We start from the raw sequence: 24540 nt of genomic DNA, 5'->3' as shown, positions 1-24540 counted from the left end.
TAAATCTCTACTAAGACTTAATTTTAAAAACCGCCTTATATAAGGCGGTTTTCTTGTTTTTTGTTGATTTTCTAGTCTCTAATCAACTCGTGTCGGTGATTGATGCGTCAATCTTTTGGTTGTGTATTGGTAATCGACAGTCGGTTGATTGCTCTTTGTAATGCAAGTTCAGCCCGTCGCATATTGGTCTGCTCTGTCTGTTTTTCAATTCGTGTGCGTGCTCGCTTATAGGCAGCTTGTGCACGTGGAATATCAATTTCAGCTTTCCCTTCGATTGCATCGGTTAAAAGCGTCGCCTTGTTGGCATCGAAGTGTAAAATCCCACCTGAAATCGCATATTCTTCTTTAGTGTCATTCTTCATCGTTAATACTAAACGACAAGGCACTAAAGACATCACGATTGGCATGTGATTAGGCAAAAGCGTAAATTCACCCATCAAGCTTTTGGCATGGATACTTTTAACTGTATCATCCAAGTAATGCCCATTTGGCGTTACGATTTCGAGTTCGATCACTGAGCTTCTTCCTCAATTGCTTTCGCCTTTTCGACGGCTTCTTCAATTGATCCAACGAACATGAACGCTTGTTCTGGTAAATTGTCATATTCACCGGATAATAGCTTTTCAAAAGAATCAATCGTTGTTTCAAGTGATACATATTCTCCGGCAATACCCGAGAATACTTCAGCAACGTGGAAAGGTTGAGATAAGAAGTTACGAACACGTCTAGCACGGTTAACAATTTTCTTATCTTCTTCAGACAATTCATCCATACCTAAAATTGCAATGATATCTTGCAATTCATTGTATTTCTGCAGGATTTCTTGTACGCCACGCGCTACTTTGTAGTGACGATCACCAATGATTTGTGGATCTAACATACGAGAGCTAGATTCCAATGGATCTACGGCTGGGAAAATTCCTAGTGCCGCAATTGAACGGTCTAATACTGTTTTCGCATCCAAGTGAGAGAAAGTTGTCGCTGGAGCTGGGTCAGTTAAGTCATCGGCTGGTACATAAACCGCTTGAATGGAAGTAATAGAACCATCCTTTGTGGATGTAATTCTTTCCTGTAATTGCCCCATTTCCGTTGCTAATGTTGGCTGATAACCAACGGCTGAAGGAACACGTCCTAAAAGAGCGGATACTTCAGATCCCGCTTGGGTGAAACGGAAGATGTTATCAATAAATAACAATACGTCTTGATGGTCAACATCACGGAAATATTCCGCCATAGTTAACCCGGTTAATCCAACACGCATACGAGCTCCTGGAGATTCGTTCATCTGACCATAAACTAATACGGTTTTATCTAATACTCCAGAGTCTTTCATTTCGTGGTACATGTCGTTTCCTTCACGTGTACGTTCACCGACACCTACAACGACAGATTTACCACCATGTTCAGAAGCGATATTGTGGATCAACTCCTGAATTAATACAGTTTTGCCGACACCGGCACCACCAAACAGACCGATCTTACCGCCTCGAGCATATGGAGTTAATAAGTCGATGACTTTAATTCCTGTCTCTAAAATTGCGGAAGTTGTCGACTGTTCGTCAAATTTTGGTGCTGCACGGTGGATTGGCATATATTGTTTTGCGTCTACTGGTCCTAATTCATCGATAGGTTGACCTAAGACGTTAAACATACGGCCTAAAATTTCTTCTCCTACAGGTGCTTGAATTGGTTTACCTGTATCGATTGCGTCCATGCCACGGACTAAACCATCTGTTGATCCCATGGCAATACAACGTACTAAGTCGTTACCAATGCCCTGGGCAACTTCTACAGTCAGGCTTTGACCATCCGTAAGTGGGATTTGAATTGCGCATAAAAGATCAGGCAGTTTTCCGCTTTCAAATCGAATATCGACAACAGGTCCGACAATTTGAACGACTTTCCCGATGTTTTTTTCGACTGTAAGCGATGCTTCTTTGTTTTCCATCACAGATTCGCATCCTTTCTAGTTCAGAGCGTTGGCACCGCCAACGATTTCTGTAATTTCCTGAGTAATTGCACTCTGTCTTACTCGGTTGTATTCGAGGTTGAGTTTTTCTTCTAATTCTTGCGCATTGTCCGTCGCATTTTCCATAGCCAAACGACGGCTTGCTTGTTCACTCGTTTTACTTTCCATATATTTGGAATACAAAACGTTTTTGGTGATCATTGGAATTAGGCTGGCTAACATCACTGATTTTTCTGGTTCAAAAATCGTTTCTGCTCGCACTTTCGTTTCTTGAACTGATTCAGGTACTTTTGGTGGAAGCAGTGTTTCGATTTCTGGTTCAAACATCAATGTATTCACATAACGCGTATAAAGCACTTTGATCGCACCAATTTTATGCTCATCATAAAGCGTTAACGCTTGATCAATATAACTAGCAAGTTCTGGATATGCATCTTCTTCGCTCATATCGAGCAAAGTCTGCGTTAAATCGATATTGCGTGCTTTCGCCCAGTTATTGCCATGCGTTCCAATCATGACTACATAATCGTGAGGCTGCATTTCTTTTTCTAACACCTTAAACACGTTGGCATTATATGCCCCGCAAAGGCCCATATCACTTGTGATCACAAATAAATAACAAGGTTTATTCGGATCTTCATGCAACAAACGATTTCCTTGATCGGACCGAGCTAAAACCATAGCGAGCACCTCTTGGAGGCTTGTCGCATATTCACGGTTTTTCTCCATCGCATTGCGAATTTTATTCAGCTTTGAGCTTGCGACCATCTGCATTGCATTCGTGATTTTTTTAGTCGAAGCGACAGAAGCAATTCTGGTTTTTATGGCCTGCTTACTTGCAGCCATACTAGATTCCTGCCTTTACTTTATAGTCATCCAAAAATTGTTGCATGTAATCTTTGATTGTTGCAATCAATTCATCACTCAAAACACCCTCTTGATCGATTTGGGCAATGATTTCTGGATGTTCATTTTTGAAAAACAGTAACATTTTTTCTTCAAAGTCTTGAACCATTTCTACTGGGATTGATTTCAAGAATTTGTATTTTCCACTAAACAAAGCCAATACTTCTTCTGGCATTGATAATGGTGCGTATTGTTTTTGAACGAGCAATTGCGTCAAACGATAACCGTGATTTAAGACTTCAGCAGTTGCTGCATCTAAATCCGATCCGAATTTAGAGAATGCTTCCATTTCCGCAAACTGAGCGAGTTCAAGTTTTAAGGAACCTGAAACTTGCTTCATTGCTTTTACTTGGGCAGCAGAACCAACACGGGATACCGATAAACCAGAATCGACAGCAGGTCTTAAACCAGAGTTGAACATATCTGTTTTTAAGAAGATCTGTCCATCCGTGATGGAAATAACGTTTGTTGGAATATAAGCAGCGATATCACCTGCTTGCGTTTCGATAATTGGCAAAGCAGTCAGTGATCCACCACCATGATTTTCATTCAAACGAGCAGCTCGTTCGAGTAATCTGGAGTGTAAGTAGAATACGTCACCAGGATATGCTTCACGTCCTGGTGGTCGACGTAATAATAACGCCATTGCACGATAAGCTACGGCGTGCTTGGACAAGTCATCATAGACGATTAAAACGTCTTTACCTTGTTCCATCCATTCTTCCCCAATTGCACATCCTGAATAAGGGGCAATGTATTGTAATGGAGCTGCTTCGGATGCTGTGGAGACAACAACTGTTGTATAGTCCATCGCACCGAACTGTTTTAATTTTTCAACAATTTGTGCAACCGTTGACGCTTTTTGGCCAATGGCTACATAAATACAATTCACTCCTTGATCTTTTTGGTTGATGATTGTATCAATCGCGATCGCAGTTTTACCTGTTTGTCTATCACCAATGATCAACTCACGCTGACCACGACCAATTGGGATCATAGAGTCAATAATTTTTAAACCGGTTTGGAGAGGTACAGATACACTTTTTCTCGTCATTACACCAGGAGCAACACGTTCAACTGGACGAAGACGTGTACCTTCAATTGCTCCTTTGCCATCAATTGGCTGACCGAGAGCATTCACTACACGACCTAACATCGCATCGCCGACAGGTACTTCGACAACGTGACCCGTACGTGTAACTGTATCCCCCTCTTTGATATCGGGATCATTACTCATCAAAACAACGCCGACTTGGTCTTCTTCTAAGTTCATGACCATTCCATAAACGTCATGAGGGAAAAGAAGAAGTTCACTCATCATTGCGCTTTTCAGTCCATAAACGGTCGCAATCCCATCCCCAACACTGAGGACAGTTCCGCTTTCGTTCATTTCAATATCTTTATCTACATTTTGGATCTGTGCTTTGATCAGTTTTGAAATCTCTGCGGGATTTAAACTCATTCACATCACCTGTTTTTAGCTTTTCGTAAGCTGTTCTTTCATTTTTTCGAGCGCTTTTAAATAGCTCGCATCCAATATTGCATCTTCAGTTTGAATTTTCATTCCGGCAATAAGCGATGGATCAACGACACATTCGAGTTTCACTTTTCCATTGAGCTTATTTTCTAAAATTGTCGTCAGTTTAGCTTTCTGTTTTTCATCCAGTTCTATACTTGACGTAATTTTAACTGTTTGGATGTTTCGACTTTCATCAAGCAAATGCGCATAGTGATCGGCAATCTGCGGTAACTGTCCTGCCATATTTTGGCGACAAGCTACTTTTAAAAAGTCGATAAAGGAAGAATCCATTGAATCTTGGCAAGTTTCAATCAATATATTTTCCTTTGTTTTTCGATCCACACCGGGATGAGATAAGACAAGTCGCAATTGATCAACTTCTTCAAACATTTTTTTTAGCTCGTTTAAGTTTACAAGATATTGATCTTCTTGCTTATTGTCTTGTCCGATTGAAAGCAGTGCTTGGGCAAAAGGCAAGCTTTTATCTACCATTTACCTTCACCTGCCTGGTCAATCAATTTATCCAAAATATCTTTCTGCTTATTTGCATCAATTTCTGATTCAAGAATCTGACTCGCAGCTGTGATTGCGACATCACAAATCGCATCTTTCATTTCTTTTTGTGCTTTCAGCTTGTCACGTTCAATTTCTTCTTGCGCAGCGCGGGCAATATTTTCCGCCTGATTTTTTGCAGAATCGATGATTTCATTTTTTTGCGCTTGTGCATCGCGTTTTGCTTGCTCAATGATGGCATTCGCCTTTGATCCAGCACTTGCGATTTGTGCATCATATTGTTTCTTTTCTTCTAAAGCTTGTTCGCGCAAATGTTTGGAGGCATCGATATTCTCTTGAATAAGGGCCTGTCGTTTTGCGACAAAAGCTAAAAGTTTATCCCAGAAAAAATGCTTGCAGAATAAGACGATGATGAATGTTGAGATGCATACCAGCAAAACATCCTGCCAGGAAATTCGCAGATAGTTGTCAATATTAAAATCAATCATCTAATCTCACCATAATTCTAGCCTTTAACAAAGATCAGCATGATGGCAATAACTAAAGCGTAAATACCTGTTGTTTCGGCAAGGGCAATACCTAAAACCATGATAGATTGAATTTTGCTCGCTGCATCTGGGTTACGGCCAACTGCTTCAGCACCTTTACCAGCGGCAAAACCTTGACCAATACCAGGGCCTAAACCAGCGATCATGGCGATACCTGCACCAAGGACTGCCATACCTCTGACAAATTCTTCGTTAAACATAAATAAAATTTCTCCTTTTCATTAATGTTTCTTATGATAAACAACCGCTCATACAGATTGTTTATTCCAAAATTTGTGTTTTATTTCCAATAGATTTGGAATTCTCTTTGATTAAGAGTTTTATCCATTAATCTTCTTGTTGGGCAACTTGTTGTCCTAAGAAATACGTACCCAAAGTAAAGAAGATATACGTTTGAATCACACCAGAGAAAATATCCAAATACATATGGATAAATGGAGTGATCAATAAGCCAATATAGCCAATTGGAGCTACAGATTTAATAACGGTATAAATCAATAGCGAGATGATTGTTCCAGCGAGGATGTTTCCGAAAAGACGCATCGTCAACGAAATTGGTGTTGCCAATTCCCCGATGACATTCAATGGCGTTAATAACCACATTGGTTCCGTCAATTCTTTCAATCGAGCAATCAAGCCACTTTTCGTAATGCCATGGAATTGAATCATCAAAAAGAACATTAACGCGAGTGTTGCGTTAAATGAGATATTGGAGGTTGGGTTCTGGAATCCGACCAATCCAACGAGATTGGAAAGAAGCATGCCGATCATAATTGTGCCAAACATTGGCAAATAATGAGCAGTTGTCTCTTTCAAGTTACCTTTGATTACATAAAGACAAAGGTTATACAGCTCCTCGGACCAATAAACGATCCCTTTTGGGGCAACGGATGGGTCCGCATTCTCTATTTTTTTCCCTGCGATATAAGCAACAATAGCCATCAATACGCAGATCACCAGCCAGACCAGAATTGACTGGTGTAATTGAAATTCAAAGGAGCCGATATGGATTACAATTTGTGATACGTCACTCATCTTTAATCCTTTCGTTTATTAGGGTATACAACACAAGGCTGGCTTTTTGTGCCACTACCCCCAATAGCATGGTTATCAGCGAAAAACGAAGCCATGCACCTAATGCCAGGCTAACTGCATAAAATGCATAACGAAGAAAGTAGCCTGACCTGCCTTTCTTCTTTCCTTCCTGAATGGATTGCGATAAATTGCTCACCATATGACAGATCAATGAAAAACCACATAAAGCGATCAATGCACCCCAAAATAAACCCAGTAGTGCATTCATACGCGAGACACTAGGCCAAAATAATGCGATTAAAATTGCGCCTAAGACTACAATAACTGTGGTGTAGATCAAAGACTGTTTAAAAATTTGTTTCAGTCCCTTACTCATCAACAATAGCTCCAGTTTTTCATTTTCTAATCTTTGCGGATATCGCTTTTATGTTTATTGCGATGTATAAAGATTAAAAAGCTGCCAACTATGGCGTAAAGGGTAAAGGCGATGATCCAAAATGGGGTCATATTCGTCCAAGAATCAATCAAATATCCAATCCAAATACAAAATAACAAGTTTGCTAAAAGATAACCTGCAAATTTTGAGGGCGACATTATTTCGTTCCAAAGATACGGTCGCCGGCATCTCCTAAGCCAGGAACGATATAACCAGTTTCACTTAAATGGTCATCTAAAGCAGCGAGGTAAATATCGACATCTGGGTGATGTTTTTCAACGTTGTCTACACCTTCTTGGGCACCTACTAAACAAACTAATTTAATGTTTTTAGCCCCTTGTTTTTTGACCATATCAATTGCAGCAACGCTACTTCCACCAGTTGCCAACATTGGGTCTACGACAATAACATACGCATCCGCAATATTTTTTGGATATTTTTCAAAATATGTGTGTGGTTCTAACGTTTCTTCGTCTCTGAACAAACCTACGTGTGCTACTTTTGCGGTTGGAATTAAATTCATAATCCCTGCTGTCATGCCTAGACCTGCACGTAAAATTGGAACAACGATTACATCTTTTGCCAGCTTTGCTCCTGTCATTTTGCACATTGGTGTTTCCACCTCAACATCAACTAATGGTAAATCACGAGTGACCTCATATACCATCAAAGATCCAATTTCATCTAAGTTGTCACGAAAATCTTTCGTTGACGTGTTTTTATCACGCATAATTGTCAATTTATGACTAATCAGCGGATGATTAAATACGGTTAACATGAATGAATCACCTTCCTTTATCTATCTAATTATAACAAAGACAGCGTCCGGATTAATGCATAGCGCTTGCTTTCTGTACAGTTTTTCTGACTCTGTTTTAAAAGCAATCACAATGTTAGACTCAATATCTCCAAACAAAGGGCAAGCAATCAAATTTGCAAAGATGCGATGTATCACAACTCATCTTTTGTTTCAAAACATAGGATCATCCCCTTTTTTCAGCTCTTTATTTTCCCCGCAAAAATAGAGGAACAAACTGTTCTGACCGAGATATCATTTAAAAAAGTTAAGGCACCGTTTTCATCTCATTTTGCAAATAACACGCCGAATCAACATATAAAAAAGCGGACTTTGTTCACTCTTCAAAAATGATGAAGAACGAAGATCCGCCTTATTTTATTGAAACTAATCATTCAGTCTCGGTGATATCAATCAATTTATTTTTATGACTGGGAAGGAAGCATTTCATCCATTCGCAAATTACAATAACAAGTTTTCTCGTCGAGCGCTTCTACTTGCGCTTGCGCCCGATCTTTTTGCCCAAAACGAATGGGTTGCCACTGACTTGCCGCTTCGATCACCATCCGTTGATCGTCGATTCCACAAATTTGTAAACGTTGAGACAACGTTTCAAGTGCTAGTTCTGGTGTATTTGCTTCTTCAGACAAGTGCGCAAGTACAATACGTTTTGTTCTGGATGAAATAAAATGCGATAACAATCTTGCACTATCGGCATTACATAAGTGTCCGGTATCGCAAGCAATACGCGCTTTTAACCAATATGGGCGATCTGTTTGTTGCAACATTTCTAAATCGTGATTGCTTTCGAAAATATAGTAATCGGCATCACTTAACAAATCGAAATAATCGGCTTTGATATATCCCGTATCCGTGACATAGACGAGTTTTTCATTTTCATGATAAATGACAAAGCCCATACTTGGTCCAGAATCATGTGATGTTGGAAAAGCTTGAATGACTAAATCCCCAATACCAAACTGCGCTGGTGGTGTAATCATATGCAAATCCAAAGGTACTTCTTCGCGTTTGGAATTTTTAACTTGAAGTGGGCAGCATGTATAAATCGGTACACATTGAAACATCGCCAATTGGCGAATATGATCCGAATGTGAATGGGTAATCAACACGGCATCTAAATCGTCGACTTTGACATCAACATCTTTGAGGGAGTTTGTCATGTAGCGTTTTGTGCTCGGTCCACAATCGACTAACACTTTGGTCGTTGTTGTTTGAATTAAACAAGAATTTCCTTTGGATCCCGAACAAAACAAATTAATTTGCATAACGGTCTAACTCCCCTTCACTAATTTTAGAAGAGAACAAAGAACAATTCTTTTCAAAGACGAGTTCAATTTTTCCGGTTTCCCCATTACGGTGCTTTTTGAGCGAGAGATCGACAGTTTCGGTAGGATCATTGTCGTCTGGATCTTTGGCATAATACTTTTCACGATAAATAAACATAACGATATCGGCATCCTGCTCGATAGATCCAGATTCACGTAAGTCAGATAATTGTGGTTCATGGTCTGAACGTTCTTCAACTTTACGTGATAACTGAGACAAGGCAATAACTGGACATTCCATCTCTTTAGCCAAGATTTTCAAGTTACGTGAAATTTCCGAAACTTCTTGTTGACGAGAGTCCGAACGACCACCGCCAGAAATTAACTGCAAGTAGTCAATAACAATGAGTGAAAGTGATCCTTCTTGCGAACGTAGTTTTCGACATTTCGAAAAGATTTGTGAGACTTTAATCATCGAAGTATCATCAATGAAAATTTTTCGTTCACTTAAGATATTGCAAGCATCGTTTAAGTTATTGAGATCTTCAGGATCGAGTTTCCCGGAAACGAGTTTTGAACCATCAATTCGGCCAATCGAAGATAAAATACGTTTGACTAACGATGCCCCAGGCATTTCTAGTGAAAAAATTGCCACTGCCCCAGGGTTTCTTTGGGCAACTTGGCTTGCAAAGTTCAAGGCCAAGGCTGATTTCCCCATCGCTGGACGAGCCGCTAAAATAATCAAATCGCCAGGATGGAACCCATTTGTCATGCGGTCGAGTTCCGCATATCCCGTTCGTATGCCACTGATTCCTTTGGAAGTTCTCAACATTTCAAGTTCAGCTTTAACTTCAGCGACAATCTCACGAGAAGATTTAAAATCAGTTCCTCTTCTTTTGCGGGTAACATCCATAACTAGACGTTCAGCATCGTCTAAAATCGTGTCGATTTGTGCGTTAGAGGTTCCAGCTTGTTCAGCAATTTTATCGGACGTTTCAATTAAACGGCGTAATTGCGATTTATTTTGAATTGTTTCAATGTAGCTTGCAGCTGCTGCACCGGAGACTGCTGCATCCATTAATTGAGATAAATACTCTAGCCCACCGCTCGAAGATTCATCGCCATTTTCTGTTAAACGTTGCAAAATACGTTCAAAGTCAATCGCTTGACCTTCATCTGCAACTTCTAAAATTGCGTCATAAATTTTTTGGTGCGCTGGAACAAAAAACTCAGTCGCACTCAAATCCGCATCCCGACAAAGCGAGATGACTTCCGGAAAGACGAGGAGTGAACCGAGTAATGACTGCTCCATGCGTTGGGCATTTGGCAGTTCGCGAATCATTTAGGCCCCTTTAGCGCTAACATGCACGTTAATGGTGCCAATAATTTTACCTTTATAAAGATCGACTTTAACTTTTGTCGTTCCTAATGAAGCAACTGGAGTATCCATGATGATTTTACGTTTATCTACGTGTACTCCTTTTTGAGCTAAAGCTGCAACGATTTGTTTAGAAGAAATCTGACCAAATGTATTGCCGCCTTTTCCTGTATTCAATTGGAATTCAAGCGTCATTTCTTTGAGTTCTTCGGCAGTGATTTCAGCTTGTTTTTGATTTTCTAAATCTTGTAGACGTTCTTCTTCTTTACGTTGATCTAATTCACGAGAAGTAACTTTGTTGTAAGGTTCTGCAAGATTCTGTTTAATCAAGAAGTTTCTTCCATATCCATCTGAAACTTCTTTGACTTCATCTTTTTTTCCGACGTTACGAACGTCTTGTAGCAAAATGACTTTCATTTTATCCCTCCTGATCGAGTAAGTCTTTTAAAATCCGCTCTGCTTGGTTGCATGAAATATCATCACGCTCTAAAGCCGCAGCACTAAAATGACCTCCTCCATTCATTTTTTCCATAATCTTTTGAACATTCACTGTTCCATCGCTTCGCGCAGAAATGGCGGTAGCGCCATTATTTTCATTCACACCAATCGTGAACGCTGCTTGGCAACCTTTAAATTTTAACAGGCTATCCGAGATTTGCGAGAGCATTGTTCTCGATACTGAAACTGGTAACACATCAATCATATACTTATCACGGTAAATCTGAGCTGTTTCAATCAAAGCTGAACGCTTTTTGAAATCGGAATAGCTTTCTTTGAGCGCTTGTTCTGCCACTTGTGGATTTGCCCCCCAAGAGCGTAAAATACCGGCCGCCAAAAAAGTTCTCTCGGATGTATGTTGTTTAAATCGTCCTGTATCTACTAAAATTCCGAGATACATAATCGTTGCTTCCATTTCATAAATTGGAACAACAACAGGTGAAGTTTGTAAAAGTTCCGTTAAAAGTTCACAAGTACTCGAGGCTTGCGATTCAATATAGGATGTGAGCACGTTGTCTGGAAATGCTGGTGCACGACGGTGGTGGTCAATAATAATCGTTTGTACGCCCATTTCAACAAGACGCTTACCACTCGAGATTTGCGGATTAGAGTGGTCAACCATAATTAAAATATCTTTTTTCGGATCCAGCCGTTCAATCGCCTCATCTTCTGTAATGAAATGATGACGGGTTGTCATTTTTTCATTATAGTAATCCATCGTTTGTTGGAGTTGCGCATCACGAGGCACATTTTTTAAGACAATCGACACTTCTTTTTTGAGTGCTTTAGCCCAACTTGAAACTGCGATTGCCGCTCCCATCGCATCATAGTCCGTATTGACATGGCCTAAAACAAATACTTTTCCCCCATTGCGAACGGAGTCTTGAATACTTGATCCGACAATTCGAACGCGCACTTTCGATCCACTCGATGATTTTTCTGTATTTCCACCGATAAATTCATACGGTAAAATTCCATTTTTAATGACTGCTTGGTCCCCACCTCGTGATTGAATAATTTCCAAAGCATCATTGAGCGTGCGATCTAACTCTAAAAAGTCCGGCATATTTTCGACTAAGACAATCGACAGAGTAATGGCGATATCAAGTTTTGCGGAGATATCTTTGATCTGCTGCAAAATTTGGAAATCGTTTTTGCGGATTTTCGTTAAAATCTCATCATCCAACACAAGTAAATAGCGGTCTGAACGCATGCGACGAATGAAGATGCCGAATTCTTTTGCCCAAGCAATAATCGGCATTCGAATTTCGTTGTTGATTTCATTGATGACTTCTTCATCATCCATACTTTGATATTCATCATAGTTATCTAAACATAACAAGCCGACAACCGTTGAACCGTGCTTGATCTTACTTTCTAATTTAGACACTTTCGTAATATCACGAACAAACAAGACTTGGCTACCCTCTTTATGTGTAACTTCAAAAATCTGATCCTTGTATGTTCCAGTAATCGTATCAACATCTCCAAATAATTCGCGAATATTCGGTAAAAATGTCGTGAGCTTTTGATTGACTAAATCAATGCCTTGTTTTTGAAGATAGTCAGAAGTCCAAGTACAGATATATTCATCATCATAAGTAATAATGCCAATTTCTCCGAACTCTAATGCATCTTTGGCATCTTTTCCTAAAACGCGGCTGATGTCTAAATCCCTTTGAATTCCTTTACGACGAATAGAGATCAAAAAGCCAAAGAAAATCACATCCGTCAACAGCGTCATCGTCAGAAAAATCGCAAAGACCACCCATGCTTGGGCATAGGCTAAATAAACGATCATCGCAAATGCTACGACTTGTAATAACAGAAATGAAATTATCCAATGTTTAAACTGATTCATAATGATTCCTCATCTTGAAGAAAGCGCGCTTCATTAAATCCCAACCACCAACTGTCGCTTGTACGAAATGAACAACCGGGATAAATGTCGTAATCACAACAACAATCGCCAATATACGGGATTGCCGTTGTATCGCTTTTCTTTGTAAAATCATGCAACCGTTCCAGATGAAACCAATCAAACTGAAAAGAATTGCGAACAACAAAACATCTTTGATCCAAGATTGAACTTGTAGATCAAAAAGCAAAAGGAGTATCCATATAATTATCCCAAAAGTGAATACCCAAACACAACCTACAGGTACACGTCCAATTGATTTAAGTGGTCGCATTGCTTTATAAGGGACGATTTTGAAGGCAATTAAAATAGACATTAAAGCAATCGTAATCGTTTCTAGCAGTGCTTCAAATCCGGCAAGTAATACATAAAGTCCTTGCCAAGAGATAATCGGTTCAATCCACCGATAAAAACCTTTCATGCTCGCTGGGTCAAACCCGAATAAGTTAGCCAAAACGGTAATTTGTAATAAACTCGACACCATCAAAACGCCAAATGTAATCACTGTTGCTTTTGCCATCGAATATTGCTGATTCATACAATATCCAAAGCACCAACCGGCAAGTAGCATTGAAATAGCAATCACCCAAGTGGTCAGTGAAGACAAGATGAAGGTCAAAATCACCATGGCACATAAAGCACTTAACGATATTTTTTGATTTTCCTTTAATGCACAAATAAAGATCGGCAGGGCGAATATATATGGAAATGTTGTCTCAATCAACAAGCCGGTCAACACATCGAGTTCAACAAACATGCCATAAATCGCACAAATCAAACCTGCTTTAGCAATTGATTTTGTTTTCATAACATTAATCTTAGCAGTATGTGCCCTCTTATTCCATTGCGAAGAACGATCTCTTTGTCCAATTGATATCGTATTTATAAAGTCTCCATCATTGCAAACGTGAATAATATTTTTCTGTTCATCTTCTTTAAAATCAAAGGATCATAGCAAGATGTAACAAAAAATCAAATCTTAAAACTGTTCTGAATGGATCTAGGTTTGAACAAGCGAAAAAAAAAGACAGGTCAAAGACCCGTCCTTGAACTAGCATGAATTGAATTAGTCAATTACGTATGGTAATAAAGCCATCTGTCTAGCACGTTTGATAGCAGTAGCTAATTGTCTCTGATAACGAGCACGAGTGCCAGTTACGCGTCTAGGAATAATTTTTCCATTCGCGTTGATGAAGCGTTTTAATAATTCAACATCTTTATAGTCGATTTCTTTAATTTTATTTTTAGTGAAATAGCAAACTTTTTTGCGTCCCATGCGCTGTTTTTTGAAAGCCATGTCGGATCTCCTTTCTAAAATGGTAAATCATCTGATGAAATATCAAGTGTTTCAGAATCATCAAACAGACCGCTTGTGTCTGCTGATGAAGAGTTATCGAAACTAGAAGTAGGCATATCAACAGGCGTTGGTGCTGGATGTCCAAATCCAGTGTTTACGCTTTGTGCATAAGGATTGGCTTGGTAGCTATCCTGATATGCATTCTGTTGTGCGCCATACTGTTGATTTTGATAACCGGAATTTGGGTTAGAATAGTTTTGATTGAATCCGTTATTGTCATTAAATCCTTGAGATTTTCTAGTCTCTAAGAATGTAACAGAATCCGCAACAATGTCTGTTGTATATACACGTTGTTGTTGCTGGTTCATATAACTTCCGGTTTGGATTCTTCCTTCTACAGCAATTAAAGAACCTTTATGTAGGAAGCGAGCCATATTTTCTGCAGTTTTCCCAAATGCGACACAAGAAATAAAATCAGCTTCTGGGCCACCTGGCTGTTTGAATCGACGATCTACCGCAAGTGTAAAACGAATCACGCTGTTGCCATTGTTGGAACGGCGAAGTTCAAGATCTTTGGTTAATCTACCGATCAAGTCTACTCGGTTCATAATTCTGTCCTCTACTTCTCTTCTTCTGTTTTAATTACCATTGTGCGGATGACGCTATTGTTGATCCGGCAAAGACGCTGGAATTCTTCAATACCTTCGTTATTCGCTGTTAAGTTAACCACTACATAGCGGCCTTTTTTCATGTGATTGATTTCATAAGCGAATTCTTTTACGCCCCAGTTGTCAACTTTGTCGATAGAACCGCCGTTTTCTGTGATTGGTGCAGACAGTCTTTTTTCAAGAGCTGCATATTGTGCATCATCAAGAGATTCATTCACAATGATCATAGCTTCGTATTTTTTCATTTGAGTACACCTCCCTTTGGTCTAATGGCCTTGTTCTGTTTGAAAAAGATCAAGGCAGAGAGCAAGCTAGACTTGCCGAATAACTGTAACAAATATTCGCAAGAACTTCAACTCTCTTTTTCCAATTCTTTTGCAATCGCAAAGTATTTCTAAATACCTTATTTATCGCTTTATTTTCATATCGAACAAAGAACCCCAACAACATCCTATTCTTGCTTGGTGTCCGATAAAACAATCGAAAAAGTCCTCTGTTTACGTTTTACAAAAGCATCTTTTTCATCTTATTTGATTGTGTTCAATTTTGATTATTGGATTTTAATGGCGTTTTGATCGTTATAAACATCAACGTCATATCCGGCTGGATCGAACACTTGCACACAAAGTGTATTTAATCCCGTATGAATTCCCACTGCGCTGACTAAATCGATTACTCGCACTGAGCAATCTGGAAATTGCGCAGCAATTTTTTTCGCAAATTCCTTTGCCGCTTCTAATGAATCCACGTGCGCTACAGTAATATCGTCGCCCGCTTGCACGCCAACTTCTTTAAGATGTTCAATAATATGATCTTGCGCTTTTGTCATCGTTCGCACTTTTTCAAACACATCGACGCGTCCTGCTGTCGAGCGATCTAAATGTAAAAGCGGTTTAATTTTTAACATGCCGCCAAGCATTGCCGCTGCCGCCGTCAAACGTCCGCCCCGTTTCATGTGTTGCAAGTCATTACATAAAACGACTGTATTGGCATGCGCACAAATTTGATCAAGCGTTGCCATAATTTCTTCAATGGTTTTTCCTTGGTCATATAAGCGTTTGGCGATTTCTATGCAATGTGCTTCCACGACTGCAGTGCTGTAACAATCATAACCATAAAACTGTAAGCCTACTTGGCGTGCTGCGCTCTCCATCGCGTTGAGCGTTCCGGAAAGTCCGCTACAAATCGGTACACAGAACACGCCTTCATATCCTTCATTTTTTAATTCTTCAAATAAATCTTCGATCTTTCCTAAAGAAGGAAGTGATGTTTTCATCAAAACTTGATCATGTAAATTACGAATGATTTGACCATATGAAATGGTTTCGTTTTCTTCAAACGTTTCTTGATCGATGGTGATTTGCAAAGGAAGAGAGTAGATACCTCTTTCTTTCCAGAATTCTGCATTGAATCCTGTTCCACTATCTGTCACAAATGCTAGCTTCATCGTATTCAACTCCTTCAATTTTCTCGATAAACTGAATTCCAATTGAGCCTAATCCTGTATGGCACGCAATAACCGCAAACATATCTAAGACTGTAATATTGGTGTTTGGTGCACAAGCATGTAACAAATTATACGCCTTTTGCGAATTGGCATCTTCATTTCCGTTTAAAATAAAAAATTCATATTCCTTTCCGGATTGGATAGCCTTTTCAACTTGCTCAATTCCTTTCGCAAGGGCTTTATTAAAGGTGCGCACTTTATCAAAAGAGTCTACTTTTCCTCCTGTTGATTTAGCAACTTTCAAAACCGGTTTGATTTTTAATAACCCACCCAATTTGGCGGCTAACGGAGTCAAACGGCCCCCTGCTGCTAAATGGTCTAAGTTATCAACAATTAAATATCCTTCGCTCGTATCCACTGCTTTTTGTAAAAGAGCAATCACTTCTTGTGGGTCTTTTTGTTGATCCACTAATTGTTTAGCCGCAATCACTAAATAGCGTTGAATTGCTAATGTTGTCCCAATATCTAATGTATGTACATTTAATCCCACTCGTTTTGCGGTTGCTTGCACAACTTCATTGGTACTTGATAATCCTGAAGATATGTTCACCGCTACTAAATCGGTATATCCCTCTTTTTTATATTGTTCAAATAATTCTTCTTCTAAATAAAGTGGCGGTTGGCTTGTCGTCGGCATTTTTCCTTCTTGCAAAAGTCGATATAACGTTTGGGTATCGAGATCTACACCATCTAAATATTGTTGACTATCCACATTGACTTGTAAAGGTAAAAAACCAATCCCTAAATGCTCAGCTTGCGCTTGGCTTAATCCACATCCCGAATCAGTAACAACCTTAACTTTCATATCTTTCTTCCTTCTTTCGTATTTAATTGAAAATATCTCTTATATCTTTTTGATTATTATCTATAGTTCAAACGACCGATGTAATCGGTCGCTTTTATTGTGCCTATTTTTGTTTTGAAAAAACAAGAAAAGTGCCTCTGCGTTGCATGATTTACGCCAAAGGCGAAAAGTACAATTTTCATTGTTCATGTAAAGCAGATTCGTCCTTTTTCCTAGACTAAAGAGATTCGTTAAGTTTTTTCACCTGTTCATGTTAGCAAATCGAGATTATACGTCGTCTTTTGTCTTTGATTTAGAGCATTTGCATTTCGAGTTGATGATACTTTGATAAAATAAAAATGATTGTACTCGCTTACTATTTAGCTTTCTTTTTTAATTCTCTCAGCCTTAAAAATCAAAACTAGATCGAGCTAGTCAGTTTCAACTCTCTATACATGATTGTTTTATTCGAACAGAAAGGAATCCCCATGAGTTTTATTGAATTTAATAACGTTCGCAAAGACTATCAGATGGGTGAAGTGACAATTCACGCTTTAGATGGCGTTTCCTTTGACATTGAAGAAGGTGAATTTGTGATTATTGCTGGTGCGTCTGGCGCTGGTAAATCGACAATTTTAAACCTTTTAGGTGGAATGGATAAAGCCACAGCTGGAACGATTAAAGTTGGCGACAAAATCATCAGTGACTATACCGATAATGAGTTGACTTATTATCGTCGTGATGATGTCGGGTTCGTGTTCCAGTTCTACAATTTAATTCAAAACTTAACCGTTCTCGAAAACGTCGAACTCGCCTGTCAAATATCTAAAAACCCTTTGGATATTGAAGAGACTTTAGATGCCGTCGGATTAAGTGAACGTAAATCCAATTTCCCATCGCAGATTTCTGGTGGTGAACAACAACGAGTTGCCATAGCTCGTGCAATCGCAAAAAATCCGCGATTACTTCTTTGTGATGAACCAACTGGAGCATTGGATTATCAAACCGGTAAACAAGTTCTTCAAGTTTTGCAGAACATCTGCAAAAAAGAAAAAACAACCGTCATCGTCATTACCCACAACTTAGCTTTAACCCCAATTGGCGATAAGATCATCCGCGTTCGTTCCGGAAAAATCGATAGTATTACACTCAACGAACATCCACAAAGTGCTCAGGAGATTGAATACTAATGCCTCCTATTTTGATAAAAGATTTGATCGAAGAGATTAAACATTCACTTGGGCGCTATCTTTCCATATTGGCTATCGTCTCCTTAGGTGTCGCTTTCTTTGCCGGCATCAAGGCGAGTGCTCCAGATATGAAAAATACCGCCGATCTCTATTTCGATCGCTATAACCTCCAAGACATTCAAGTCTTCTCGACAATTGGATTAAATGAAGAAGACCTCGAAGCTTTACGCGAAGTCGAAGGAGTTGAAGAGGCACAAGGGCAGTTTTCAAACGACTATTTAACGAAAATCGATTCTCGAGAAATTGTCGTTAAACTGATGTCCTACTCTGCCGGACAATCGATCAATCAGCCCCGCTTAATCGAAGGCCGTATGCCAGAAAATGAAGACGAATGCTTGTTACAGGCAGATAGCGCATCGGGTCAAATGTTTGGTTCCTTCGACATTGGACAGACGATTGATTTATATTCTGGGACCGCAACGCCCATTGAAGACGATTTAAACCGACATACCTTTACCATTGTCGGAAAAGTAAACAGTCCAAACTACTTATCGTATGAACTAGGCACCTCCGCAATTGGTAGCGGAACAGTCAACACCTTTGTCTACGTCCCTGAAAGTGTGATCAAAGCCGACTACTATACTGAAATCGATGTCACCGTTGAAGGGGCAAAAGCGCTCGATTCCTACTCGAGTCGATACTTTGATCAAGTTGATCCTGTCGTCGCAAATATTGAAGAAATTGCTGACGGCCGCATTCAAGATACGCTCGATTCTTACTACGCTAAAATCGATGAAGAAGAAAAAAAAGCTAAGGAAAAACTTGATGATGCTCAATCTAAACTCGATGAAGCAAAAGAGAAACTCGACGAAGGACAAAAACAGCTCGATGAAGGGAAAAAGAAATTAGAAGAATCCAGAAAACAGCTGGATGAGGGTAAAAAGCAATATAACGATGGCGTCAAGCAACTCCAAGATGCGCGCAAGCAAGTCAATGATGGCTTAGAACAAGTCAACAATGGCATTGCCCAATTAGATGACGCTCGTCAAAAGCTTGGCGAATTAAAAGCTCAAAAAACAAAACTTGAAACGGCACTAGCCTCTTTAGACCAACTGCAAGTGACCGTTGATTCGATCGCAACGATGAATGACCAACTCTATGAGGTCAACAAACAGCTGATCGATCTCAAAGAAAACCATCCTAACAGTCCATTCATTGCAATCTTGACTGAAACTTCGATGAATCTGCAAAGCAAGATCAACCAAGCCGAAATCACCGTGAACGATACGCGAAACGAAATTTTGTTGCAAATTGGGGGATCTCGTGAAGCTGGACAAGAAAATCTTGCCAAGTTAAACGCAGCCATTTCGACAATCGAAAATTCCGAAACGCAATTGATGACGTTGTTGTTAAAACGGGAAACGTTGGAAAACACAAAGATCCAACTTGATCAAAATGCTAAAACATTAGAGCAATCTAAAAAGCAATTAGATGAAGGCGAACTCCAATACGCAAATGGCGTAGCTGAACTCACCACAAAAGAACAAGAATTCAACGATGGTAAAACAGAATATGAAACAAACCTCGCTGAATTTGAACGACAAAAACTGCAAGCGCAAAGCGATATAAAAAAAGCGCGTGAAAAGATCGAAGAAATGGGCGCTACTTGGCATGTTCTCGATCGTAACTCACACTATTCTTATCGCGACTATGAATCTTGTGCAGATCGTATGGATGGCATTTCATCCGTCTTCCCTGTGTTCTTCTTTCTCGTTGCTGCCCTTGTTTGTATGACAACCATGACTCGCATGGTCGACGAACAGCGTAACGAAATGGGAACACTCAAAGCGCTTGGTTACTCACGCTGGCAAATCAGTGCAAAGTATTTAATCTATGCCGGTTCTGCATCGATCATCGGTTCGATCATCGGATGTGTGCTAGGCATGTATATTTTCCCATTGATCATCTACAATGCATGGAACATCATGTATAACCTGGATGCCATCAAATTCCGTTTCCAACCTGGCTTAATGCTTATGGCCTCTGCTATGGTTACCCTCGTTGTGCTCGCCGCAACTTGGATTTCGATTTATAAGGAAATGCGGGAAGTGCCCGCACAACTCATGCGACCTAAAGCCGCAAAAGCAGGTAAGAGAATTTTGATCGAACGAATCCCGATGATTTGGTCTAAATTTAACTTCATGCAAAAAGTTACAATCCGCAACTTATTCCGTTACAAGAAGCGATTCTTTATGACCGTTATCGGCATTTCCGGCTGCTCCGCTTTATTAGTTGCGGGATTTGGTTTAAATGACTCAATTAGCGATATCGTTCCGCGACAGTTCAAAGAAGTCTACCACTACGATGCAACGTTGCGGACCGATCCAACTGTCGATCTTGATAAAGCAAACAACATCGCTCAAGAAGTTTCTTCTTATGATGGTGTCAATGATGCCTTTGCTCTAGAAACACTTGCCATTAGCGTGAACTATGATGATAAAGATGTCTCGGCAACGCTGAATATTATCCCTGATGATGATTCCTTTGCCGATTTCATGACATTCAATCCAGAAACGCGCGATTCTGCTAATACGCTCAGCAATGATGGAGCCCTCGTCCCGATCAAAACAGCCCAAAAGCTCAACATTAAAGTCGGCGATGAACTCACCTTTAAAACAAGCGAATATAATCGCACAGTCAAAATCAAAGTTGCCGGTATTTTCGAACAATATACTGGTCATGAAATCTTCATCACCGAAGAGACTTTTGAAAAAACAGGCATTAAAGAAACGCCAGTCTGCTCAATCTTATTGAAAAACGATCAGACTGATCCACAATTCGAAAACGATTTAGGATCGAAGATTATGAACAACAAAGACATTCGCTCTGTATCGTTCTATTCATCCGTGATTGAGAACTTTGAGAACATGATTTCATCGATCAAGATGATTGTCATCGTTCTCGTCTTATCCGCCGCCTTGCTCGCATTTGTTGTGTTATACAACTTATCTAACGTCAACATTTCCGAACGTATGCGCGAAATTGCGACGATTAAAGTTCTTGGTTTCAATGAAAAAGAAGTGAATGCCTACGTCAATCGCGAGACAATTATCCTAGCTTTAATCGGTAGCCTTACTGGCTTATTGTTAGGGATTTATCTGCACGATTTAATTATGGCGCTTGCTGAATTAGATACGATTCGCTTTGGCCGCACCATTTTTTGGCAATCCTATGCTTATTCCGTTGCCTTGACGATGATCTTCACGCTCATTGTCAACTGGATCATGAAATTCCGTCTGCGTAAAATCCAAATGGTTGAATCCTTAAAAGCAGTTGAATAATCACTAATCATTACCTAATATCAAACAATAAAATCCCTAAATCATAGAACCGGCCATCCGGGTTCTCGATTTAGGGATTTTTCTTTTTCTTTGTTAAAAGCAGATTATGCTTCTTTTTCTAATAAAATTCGATACGTTCGATCCATTCCCAAAGCGCCTAATGGAGCAGTGATCAAAATAGCCAAAACAGCAACAGATAAAACGATTTGACCACAAGGAAGGCCCATGGCCAAAGGTACAGAACCGATTGCCGCTTGCACTGTTGCTTTAGGCAAATAGGCAATGATGCAAAAGAGGCGTTCTTTCCCATTGAGTGGTGTCTTGATAAGACATAAGAACACCCCAATTGAACGGATGACTAAAGCGACAAAAATCATCAACACTGCTGTCAAACCGGCATTCAATGTATAGCGAATATCGATTGTCGCCCCTACTAGAACAAATAAAATCACTTCCGCAGCAATCCATAACTTGCCAAACTTATTTGATAGACGCGACGAGACAATGACTGGACTTTTAATTTTCAACACACAAGCCATGCTTACAATCGCCAATAGTCCAGAAACAGAAACAATTGGTTTTAACGCTGTTTCGATCGCCATAAGCGCAAAAGAAATAGCCAAAATTAAAATCACCTTCATCGTATTTCGAATGTAGTGCCCATGCGTATAAGCCATTTCAAAAAAGAGACTCAACAAATAACCCACAATTGCTCCTAAGGCAACACCAAGCACAATCGACACCGGTATATTCAAAAAATCACCCCAATTTGCTTGGCCACCTTGTGCCATCGATACAAACGATGAAAATAGGACAATGACATAAATGTCATCACAAGAAGCTCCTGCCAAAATCATCTGCGGGATACTTTTCTTTGTCCCATACTTTTCTTCCATCAACATGACCATTCGCGGAACAACGACAGCTGGCGAAACAGCAGCAAGAACGGCGCCCATCACTGCCGCATCGATTCGGTTTATTCCTAAAATCATCGGCGCAAAGATCACAAAAGCTAAAAGTTCAAATGTCGCTGGAACAAAAGCCATCATCACAGCTGGGCGTCCAACTTTTTTGAGATCGTTTAAATTTAATGAAAGTCCCGCCTTAATCAAAATCACAATTAAGGCCATTTGTCTTAGTTCGCCAGAAATCGATAAAATCGAATCTTGCAATAAATTCAACATATGTGGGCCAAGCAAAATACCGGTAAGCAACATCCCCACAATTCTTGGCAATTTCAATTTTTGGAAAATGGAGGCCATCGCAAATCCCACAAGAAAAATGAGTGCCAAAGATGTCAACATATAAATTTCCTCCTTAGAACGAAAAAAGCTGATGATTTTCCACGATTAAAACAATCGTAGAAGTCATCAGCTGAATTAGCGGTTTAGGTTTCCCTAGGGAGAACTTCATTCCCTGAAAAATTTATATCATGAATGCTCACATTTGTAAAACATTTATACATAGCCAAGAAAAAAGCACCCTGATGTGCAAAGACAAGGGTGCTTGGTTATTTGATTTTGTGATTTCAACTAAATAGTCACGATTTTCATCATGTTTGTTGATCCAGAACCTACTGGGTATCCAGCAACAACAAGGATGTTATCTCCACGACGTAATCCATTTTTTAATGCAATGTTACGAGCGAGTTGAACATCGTTTTGTTGAGTATTCTGCACGTCAGTTACTACTGGTAATACACCAAATACTGGAAGCAGGGAACGTTGAACTTTTTCGTCAAAAGTTACAGCGATAATTGGAGCTTTTGGACGGAATTTAGCCATACGTTTTGCAGTTAAACCAGATTGAGTGAATGCAACGATTGCTTTGATATCCATTGCTAAAGCAGTTTCAGCTGCAGAAATGGCGATGGAGTCAGACATGTTGCGGTTGCTAGAAGCAATACCGTCAGCAAGACGAGTTTTGTAGTCGATCATTGGTTCAATTGCATTCGCAATTTTTGTGAATGTACGAACTGCTTCAGCTGGGTAGCTTCCGGCTGCAGTTTCAGCAGAAGTCATGACAGCATCTGTACCATCCATAATGGCATTAGCAACGTCACTTGCTTCAGCACGTGTAGGTCTTGGGTTTCCTTGCATACTTTCGAGCATGTGAGTTGCAGTGATTACTGGTTTACCCATTTCGTTTGCGATACGGATCATTTGTTTTTGGTAAATTGGTACATATTCTAAAGATACGTTTACACCTAAGTCACCACGAGCAACCATGATTCCATCAGCTACTTCAAGAATGTCGCGTAAGTTATCGAAACCTTCTTGGTTTTCGATTTTAGCGATGATTTGGATATCGTCTTTACCTTCAGAAATTAAGATATCTTTAACTGCAAGAACGTCTTCTTTACGACGTACGAAAGATAATGCAACGTAGTCGATATCGTTCTGTGCACCGAAGCGTAAGTCAGATTCGTCTTTTTTAGAAAGGAATGGCATAGACAGGATAATTCCTGGTAAGTTACATCCTTTTTTAGATTTTAAGAAGTGTGGGTTTGCAACGATACCTTTAAAAGATTTACCAGCATCTACAGAAGTGATGTTAACACGCATTTTTCCGTCGTCCATCAAAATGTAGTCGCCAACTTTTACGTCGTTGAATACTTCAGGAACAACTACTGCGAAAGATTCACGAGTTCCTTTTAAAGTTGGGTCATTGACGATTGTTACTTCGTCACCTTTTTCAAATTGAACACCACCGTTTTCGAATTCGCCTAAACGAATTTCTGGTCCTTTAGTGTCCAACATAATTCCGATTGGTTTTTTAAGTTCTTTGGAAACTTCACGAATACGAGTGATTCGGTTTCCTTGTTCTACATAGTCACCATGGGAGAAGTTTAAACGACAGATGTTCATCCCTTCGTTGACTAACTTTACGATCATTTCTTTGTCTTCACTGGCTGGGCCAATCGTGCAGACAACTTTCGTTTTCTTGTCCAT

At 39.7% G+C, this 24540-nt stretch carries 25 protein-coding genes and 1 riboswitch; of the genes, 2 read left to right on the top strand and 23 right to left on the bottom strand.

Going from position 1 to position 24540, the window contains the following annotated elements; translation table 11 throughout:
* Positions 1–107: 107 nt before the first annotated feature.
* The 21 genes from atpC to ALLST_RS0101185 all read right to left on the bottom strand — a co-directional run bounded on the left by atpC (position 108) and on the right by ALLST_RS0101185 (position 17079).
* The gene (gene atpC / locus ALLST_RS0101285; protein ID WP_019892174.1) at positions 108–515 is read right to left on the bottom strand and encodes an ATP synthase F1 subunit epsilon; all 408 of its coding nucleotides are present in this window, start codon (positions 513–515) and stop codon (positions 108–110) included.
* The gene (atpD, locus tag ALLST_RS0101280) at positions 512–1948 is read right to left on the bottom strand and encodes a F0F1 ATP synthase subunit beta (RefSeq protein WP_019892173.1); all 1437 of its coding nucleotides are present in this window, start codon (positions 1946–1948) and stop codon (positions 512–514) included. Before atpD ends, atpC begins: the two co-directional genes overlap by 4 nt.
* 18 nt (positions 1949–1966) lie before the next feature.
* Positions 1967–2815 (bottom strand): ATP synthase F1 subunit gamma, encoded by an 849-nt coding sequence (gene atpG, locus ALLST_RS0101275; RefSeq protein ID WP_019892171.1) that lies wholly within the window; start codon positions 2813–2815, stop codon positions 1967–1969.
* A gap of 1 nt (position 2816) precedes the next feature.
* The gene (gene atpA / locus ALLST_RS0101270) at positions 2817–4337 is read right to left on the bottom strand and encodes a F0F1 ATP synthase subunit alpha (RefSeq protein ID WP_019892170.1); all 1521 of its coding nucleotides are present in this window, start codon (positions 4335–4337) and stop codon (positions 2817–2819) included.
* A gap of 15 nt (positions 4338–4352) precedes the next feature.
* A complete protein-coding gene (atpH, locus tag ALLST_RS10905) occupies positions 4353–4886 on the bottom strand; it encodes an ATP synthase F1 subunit delta (protein ID WP_019892169.1) in 534 nt (177 codons plus the stop codon).
* Positions 4880–5395: a F0F1 ATP synthase subunit B gene (gene atpF, locus ALLST_RS0101260; RefSeq protein WP_019892168.1), complete on the bottom strand. Its 516-nt coding sequence runs from the start codon at positions 5393–5395 to the stop codon at positions 4880–4882. The genes atpH and atpF overlap by 7 nt, the downstream gene beginning before the upstream one ends.
* A 17-nt stretch (positions 5396–5412) precedes the next feature.
* Positions 5413–5655, bottom strand: coding sequence for an ATP synthase F0 subunit C (atpE, locus tag ALLST_RS0101255; RefSeq protein WP_019892167.1), 243 nt, complete (start codon positions 5653–5655; stop codon positions 5413–5415).
* A gap of 127 nt (positions 5656–5782) precedes the next feature.
* A complete protein-coding gene (locus tag ALLST_RS0101250) occupies positions 5783–6490 on the bottom strand; it encodes a F0F1 ATP synthase subunit A (protein ID WP_019892166.1) in 708 nt (235 codons plus the stop codon).
* Positions 6483–6866, bottom strand: coding sequence for a hypothetical protein (locus ALLST_RS0101245; protein WP_019892165.1), 384 nt, complete (start codon positions 6864–6866; stop codon positions 6483–6485). Before ALLST_RS0101245 ends, ALLST_RS0101250 begins: the two co-directional genes overlap by 8 nt.
* Before the next feature lie 26 nt (positions 6867–6892).
* Entirely contained in the window at positions 6893–7084 is a 192-nt protein-coding gene (locus ALLST_RS11805; RefSeq protein ID WP_019892164.1) for an AtpZ/AtpI family protein, read from the bottom strand.
* Positions 7084–7704: a uracil phosphoribosyltransferase gene (gene upp, locus ALLST_RS0101235; protein WP_019892163.1), complete on the bottom strand. Its 621-nt coding sequence runs from the start codon at positions 7702–7704 to the stop codon at positions 7084–7086. The genes ALLST_RS11805 and upp overlap by 1 nt, the downstream gene beginning before the upstream one ends.
* A 443-nt stretch (positions 7705–8147) precedes the next feature.
* Positions 8148–9008 (bottom strand): MBL fold metallo-hydrolase, encoded by an 861-nt coding sequence (locus ALLST_RS09695; RefSeq protein ID WP_019892160.1) that lies wholly within the window; start codon positions 9006–9008, stop codon positions 8148–8150.
* Positions 8998–10350, bottom strand: a complete 1353-nt coding sequence (gene dnaB / locus ALLST_RS0101225) for a replicative DNA helicase (RefSeq protein WP_019892159.1) — start codon at positions 10348–10350, stop codon at positions 8998–9000. Before dnaB ends, ALLST_RS09695 begins: the two co-directional genes overlap by 11 nt.
* Entirely contained in the window at positions 10351–10803 is a 453-nt protein-coding gene (gene rplI, locus ALLST_RS0101220) for a 50S ribosomal protein L9 (RefSeq protein ID WP_019892158.1), read from the bottom strand.
* A gap of 1 nt (position 10804) precedes the next feature.
* Positions 10805–12745, bottom strand: coding sequence for a GGDEF domain-containing protein (locus ALLST_RS0101215; RefSeq protein ID WP_019892157.1), 1941 nt, complete (start codon positions 12743–12745; stop codon positions 10805–10807).
* Positions 12732–13610: a DUF2232 domain-containing protein gene (locus ALLST_RS0101210; RefSeq protein ID WP_019892156.1), complete on the bottom strand. Its 879-nt coding sequence runs from the start codon at positions 13608–13610 to the stop codon at positions 12732–12734. The genes ALLST_RS0101215 and ALLST_RS0101210 overlap by 14 nt, the downstream gene beginning before the upstream one ends.
* 258 nt (positions 13611–13868) lie before the next feature.
* Positions 13869–14099 (bottom strand): 30S ribosomal protein S18, encoded by a 231-nt coding sequence (gene rpsR, locus ALLST_RS0101205; protein WP_019892155.1) that lies wholly within the window; start codon positions 14097–14099, stop codon positions 13869–13871.
* 14 nt (positions 14100–14113) lie between these two features.
* Positions 14114–14707: a single-stranded DNA-binding protein gene (locus tag ALLST_RS0101200; protein WP_019892154.1), complete on the bottom strand. Its 594-nt coding sequence runs from the start codon at positions 14705–14707 to the stop codon at positions 14114–14116.
* 11 nt (positions 14708–14718) lie between these two features.
* Complete coding sequence (gene rpsF / locus ALLST_RS0101195; RefSeq protein WP_019892153.1) at positions 14719–15012, bottom strand: 30S ribosomal protein S6; 294 nt, start codon at positions 15010–15012, stop codon at positions 14719–14721.
* Positions 15013–15317: 305 nt separating this feature from the next.
* Positions 15318–16214, bottom strand: coding sequence for a DegV family protein (locus tag ALLST_RS09690; protein WP_019892152.1), 897 nt, complete (start codon positions 16212–16214; stop codon positions 15318–15320).
* Positions 16189–17079 (bottom strand): DegV family protein, encoded by an 891-nt coding sequence (locus ALLST_RS0101185; RefSeq protein WP_019892151.1) that lies wholly within the window; start codon positions 17077–17079, stop codon positions 16189–16191. Before ALLST_RS0101185 ends, ALLST_RS09690 begins: the two co-directional genes overlap by 26 nt.
* A 467-nt stretch (positions 17080–17546) precedes the next feature.
* Here ALLST_RS0101185 and ALLST_RS0101180 point away from each other — a divergent pair, with 467 nt between their 5' ends.
* Entirely contained in the window at positions 17547–18248 is a 702-nt protein-coding gene (locus ALLST_RS0101180; RefSeq protein ID WP_019892150.1) for an ABC transporter ATP-binding protein, read from the top strand.
* Complete coding sequence (locus tag ALLST_RS10900) at positions 18248–21589, top strand: FtsX-like permease family protein (RefSeq protein WP_019892149.1); 3342 nt, start codon at positions 18248–18250, stop codon at positions 21587–21589. Before ALLST_RS0101180 ends, ALLST_RS10900 begins: the two co-directional genes overlap by 1 nt.
* 104 nt (positions 21590–21693) lie before the next feature.
* Here the strand turns inward: ALLST_RS10900 and ALLST_RS0101170 are convergent, their stop codons facing one another.
* Together ALLST_RS0101170 and pyk are read right to left on the bottom strand one after the other, a co-directional pair.
* On the bottom strand, positions 21694–22893 hold the full coding sequence (locus tag ALLST_RS0101170) for a cation:proton antiporter (protein ID WP_019892148.1): 1200 nt from the start codon (positions 22891–22893) through the stop codon (positions 21694–21696).
* Between the two features lie 50 nt (positions 22894–22943).
* Positions 22944–23015: riboswitch (Fluoride riboswitch) on the bottom strand.
* 106 nt (positions 23016–23121) lie between these two features.
* Positions 23122–24540, bottom strand: a complete 1419-nt coding sequence (gene pyk, locus ALLST_RS0101165; RefSeq protein WP_019892146.1) for a pyruvate kinase — start codon at positions 24538–24540, stop codon at positions 23122–23124.

The organism is Allobaculum stercoricanis DSM 13633 (assembly GCF_000384195.1).
GTDB lineage: Bacteria > Bacillota_I > Bacilli_A > Erysipelotrichales > Erysipelotrichaceae > Allobaculum > Allobaculum stercoricanis.
This window is presented reverse-complemented; position numbering and strand designations above follow the sequence as displayed.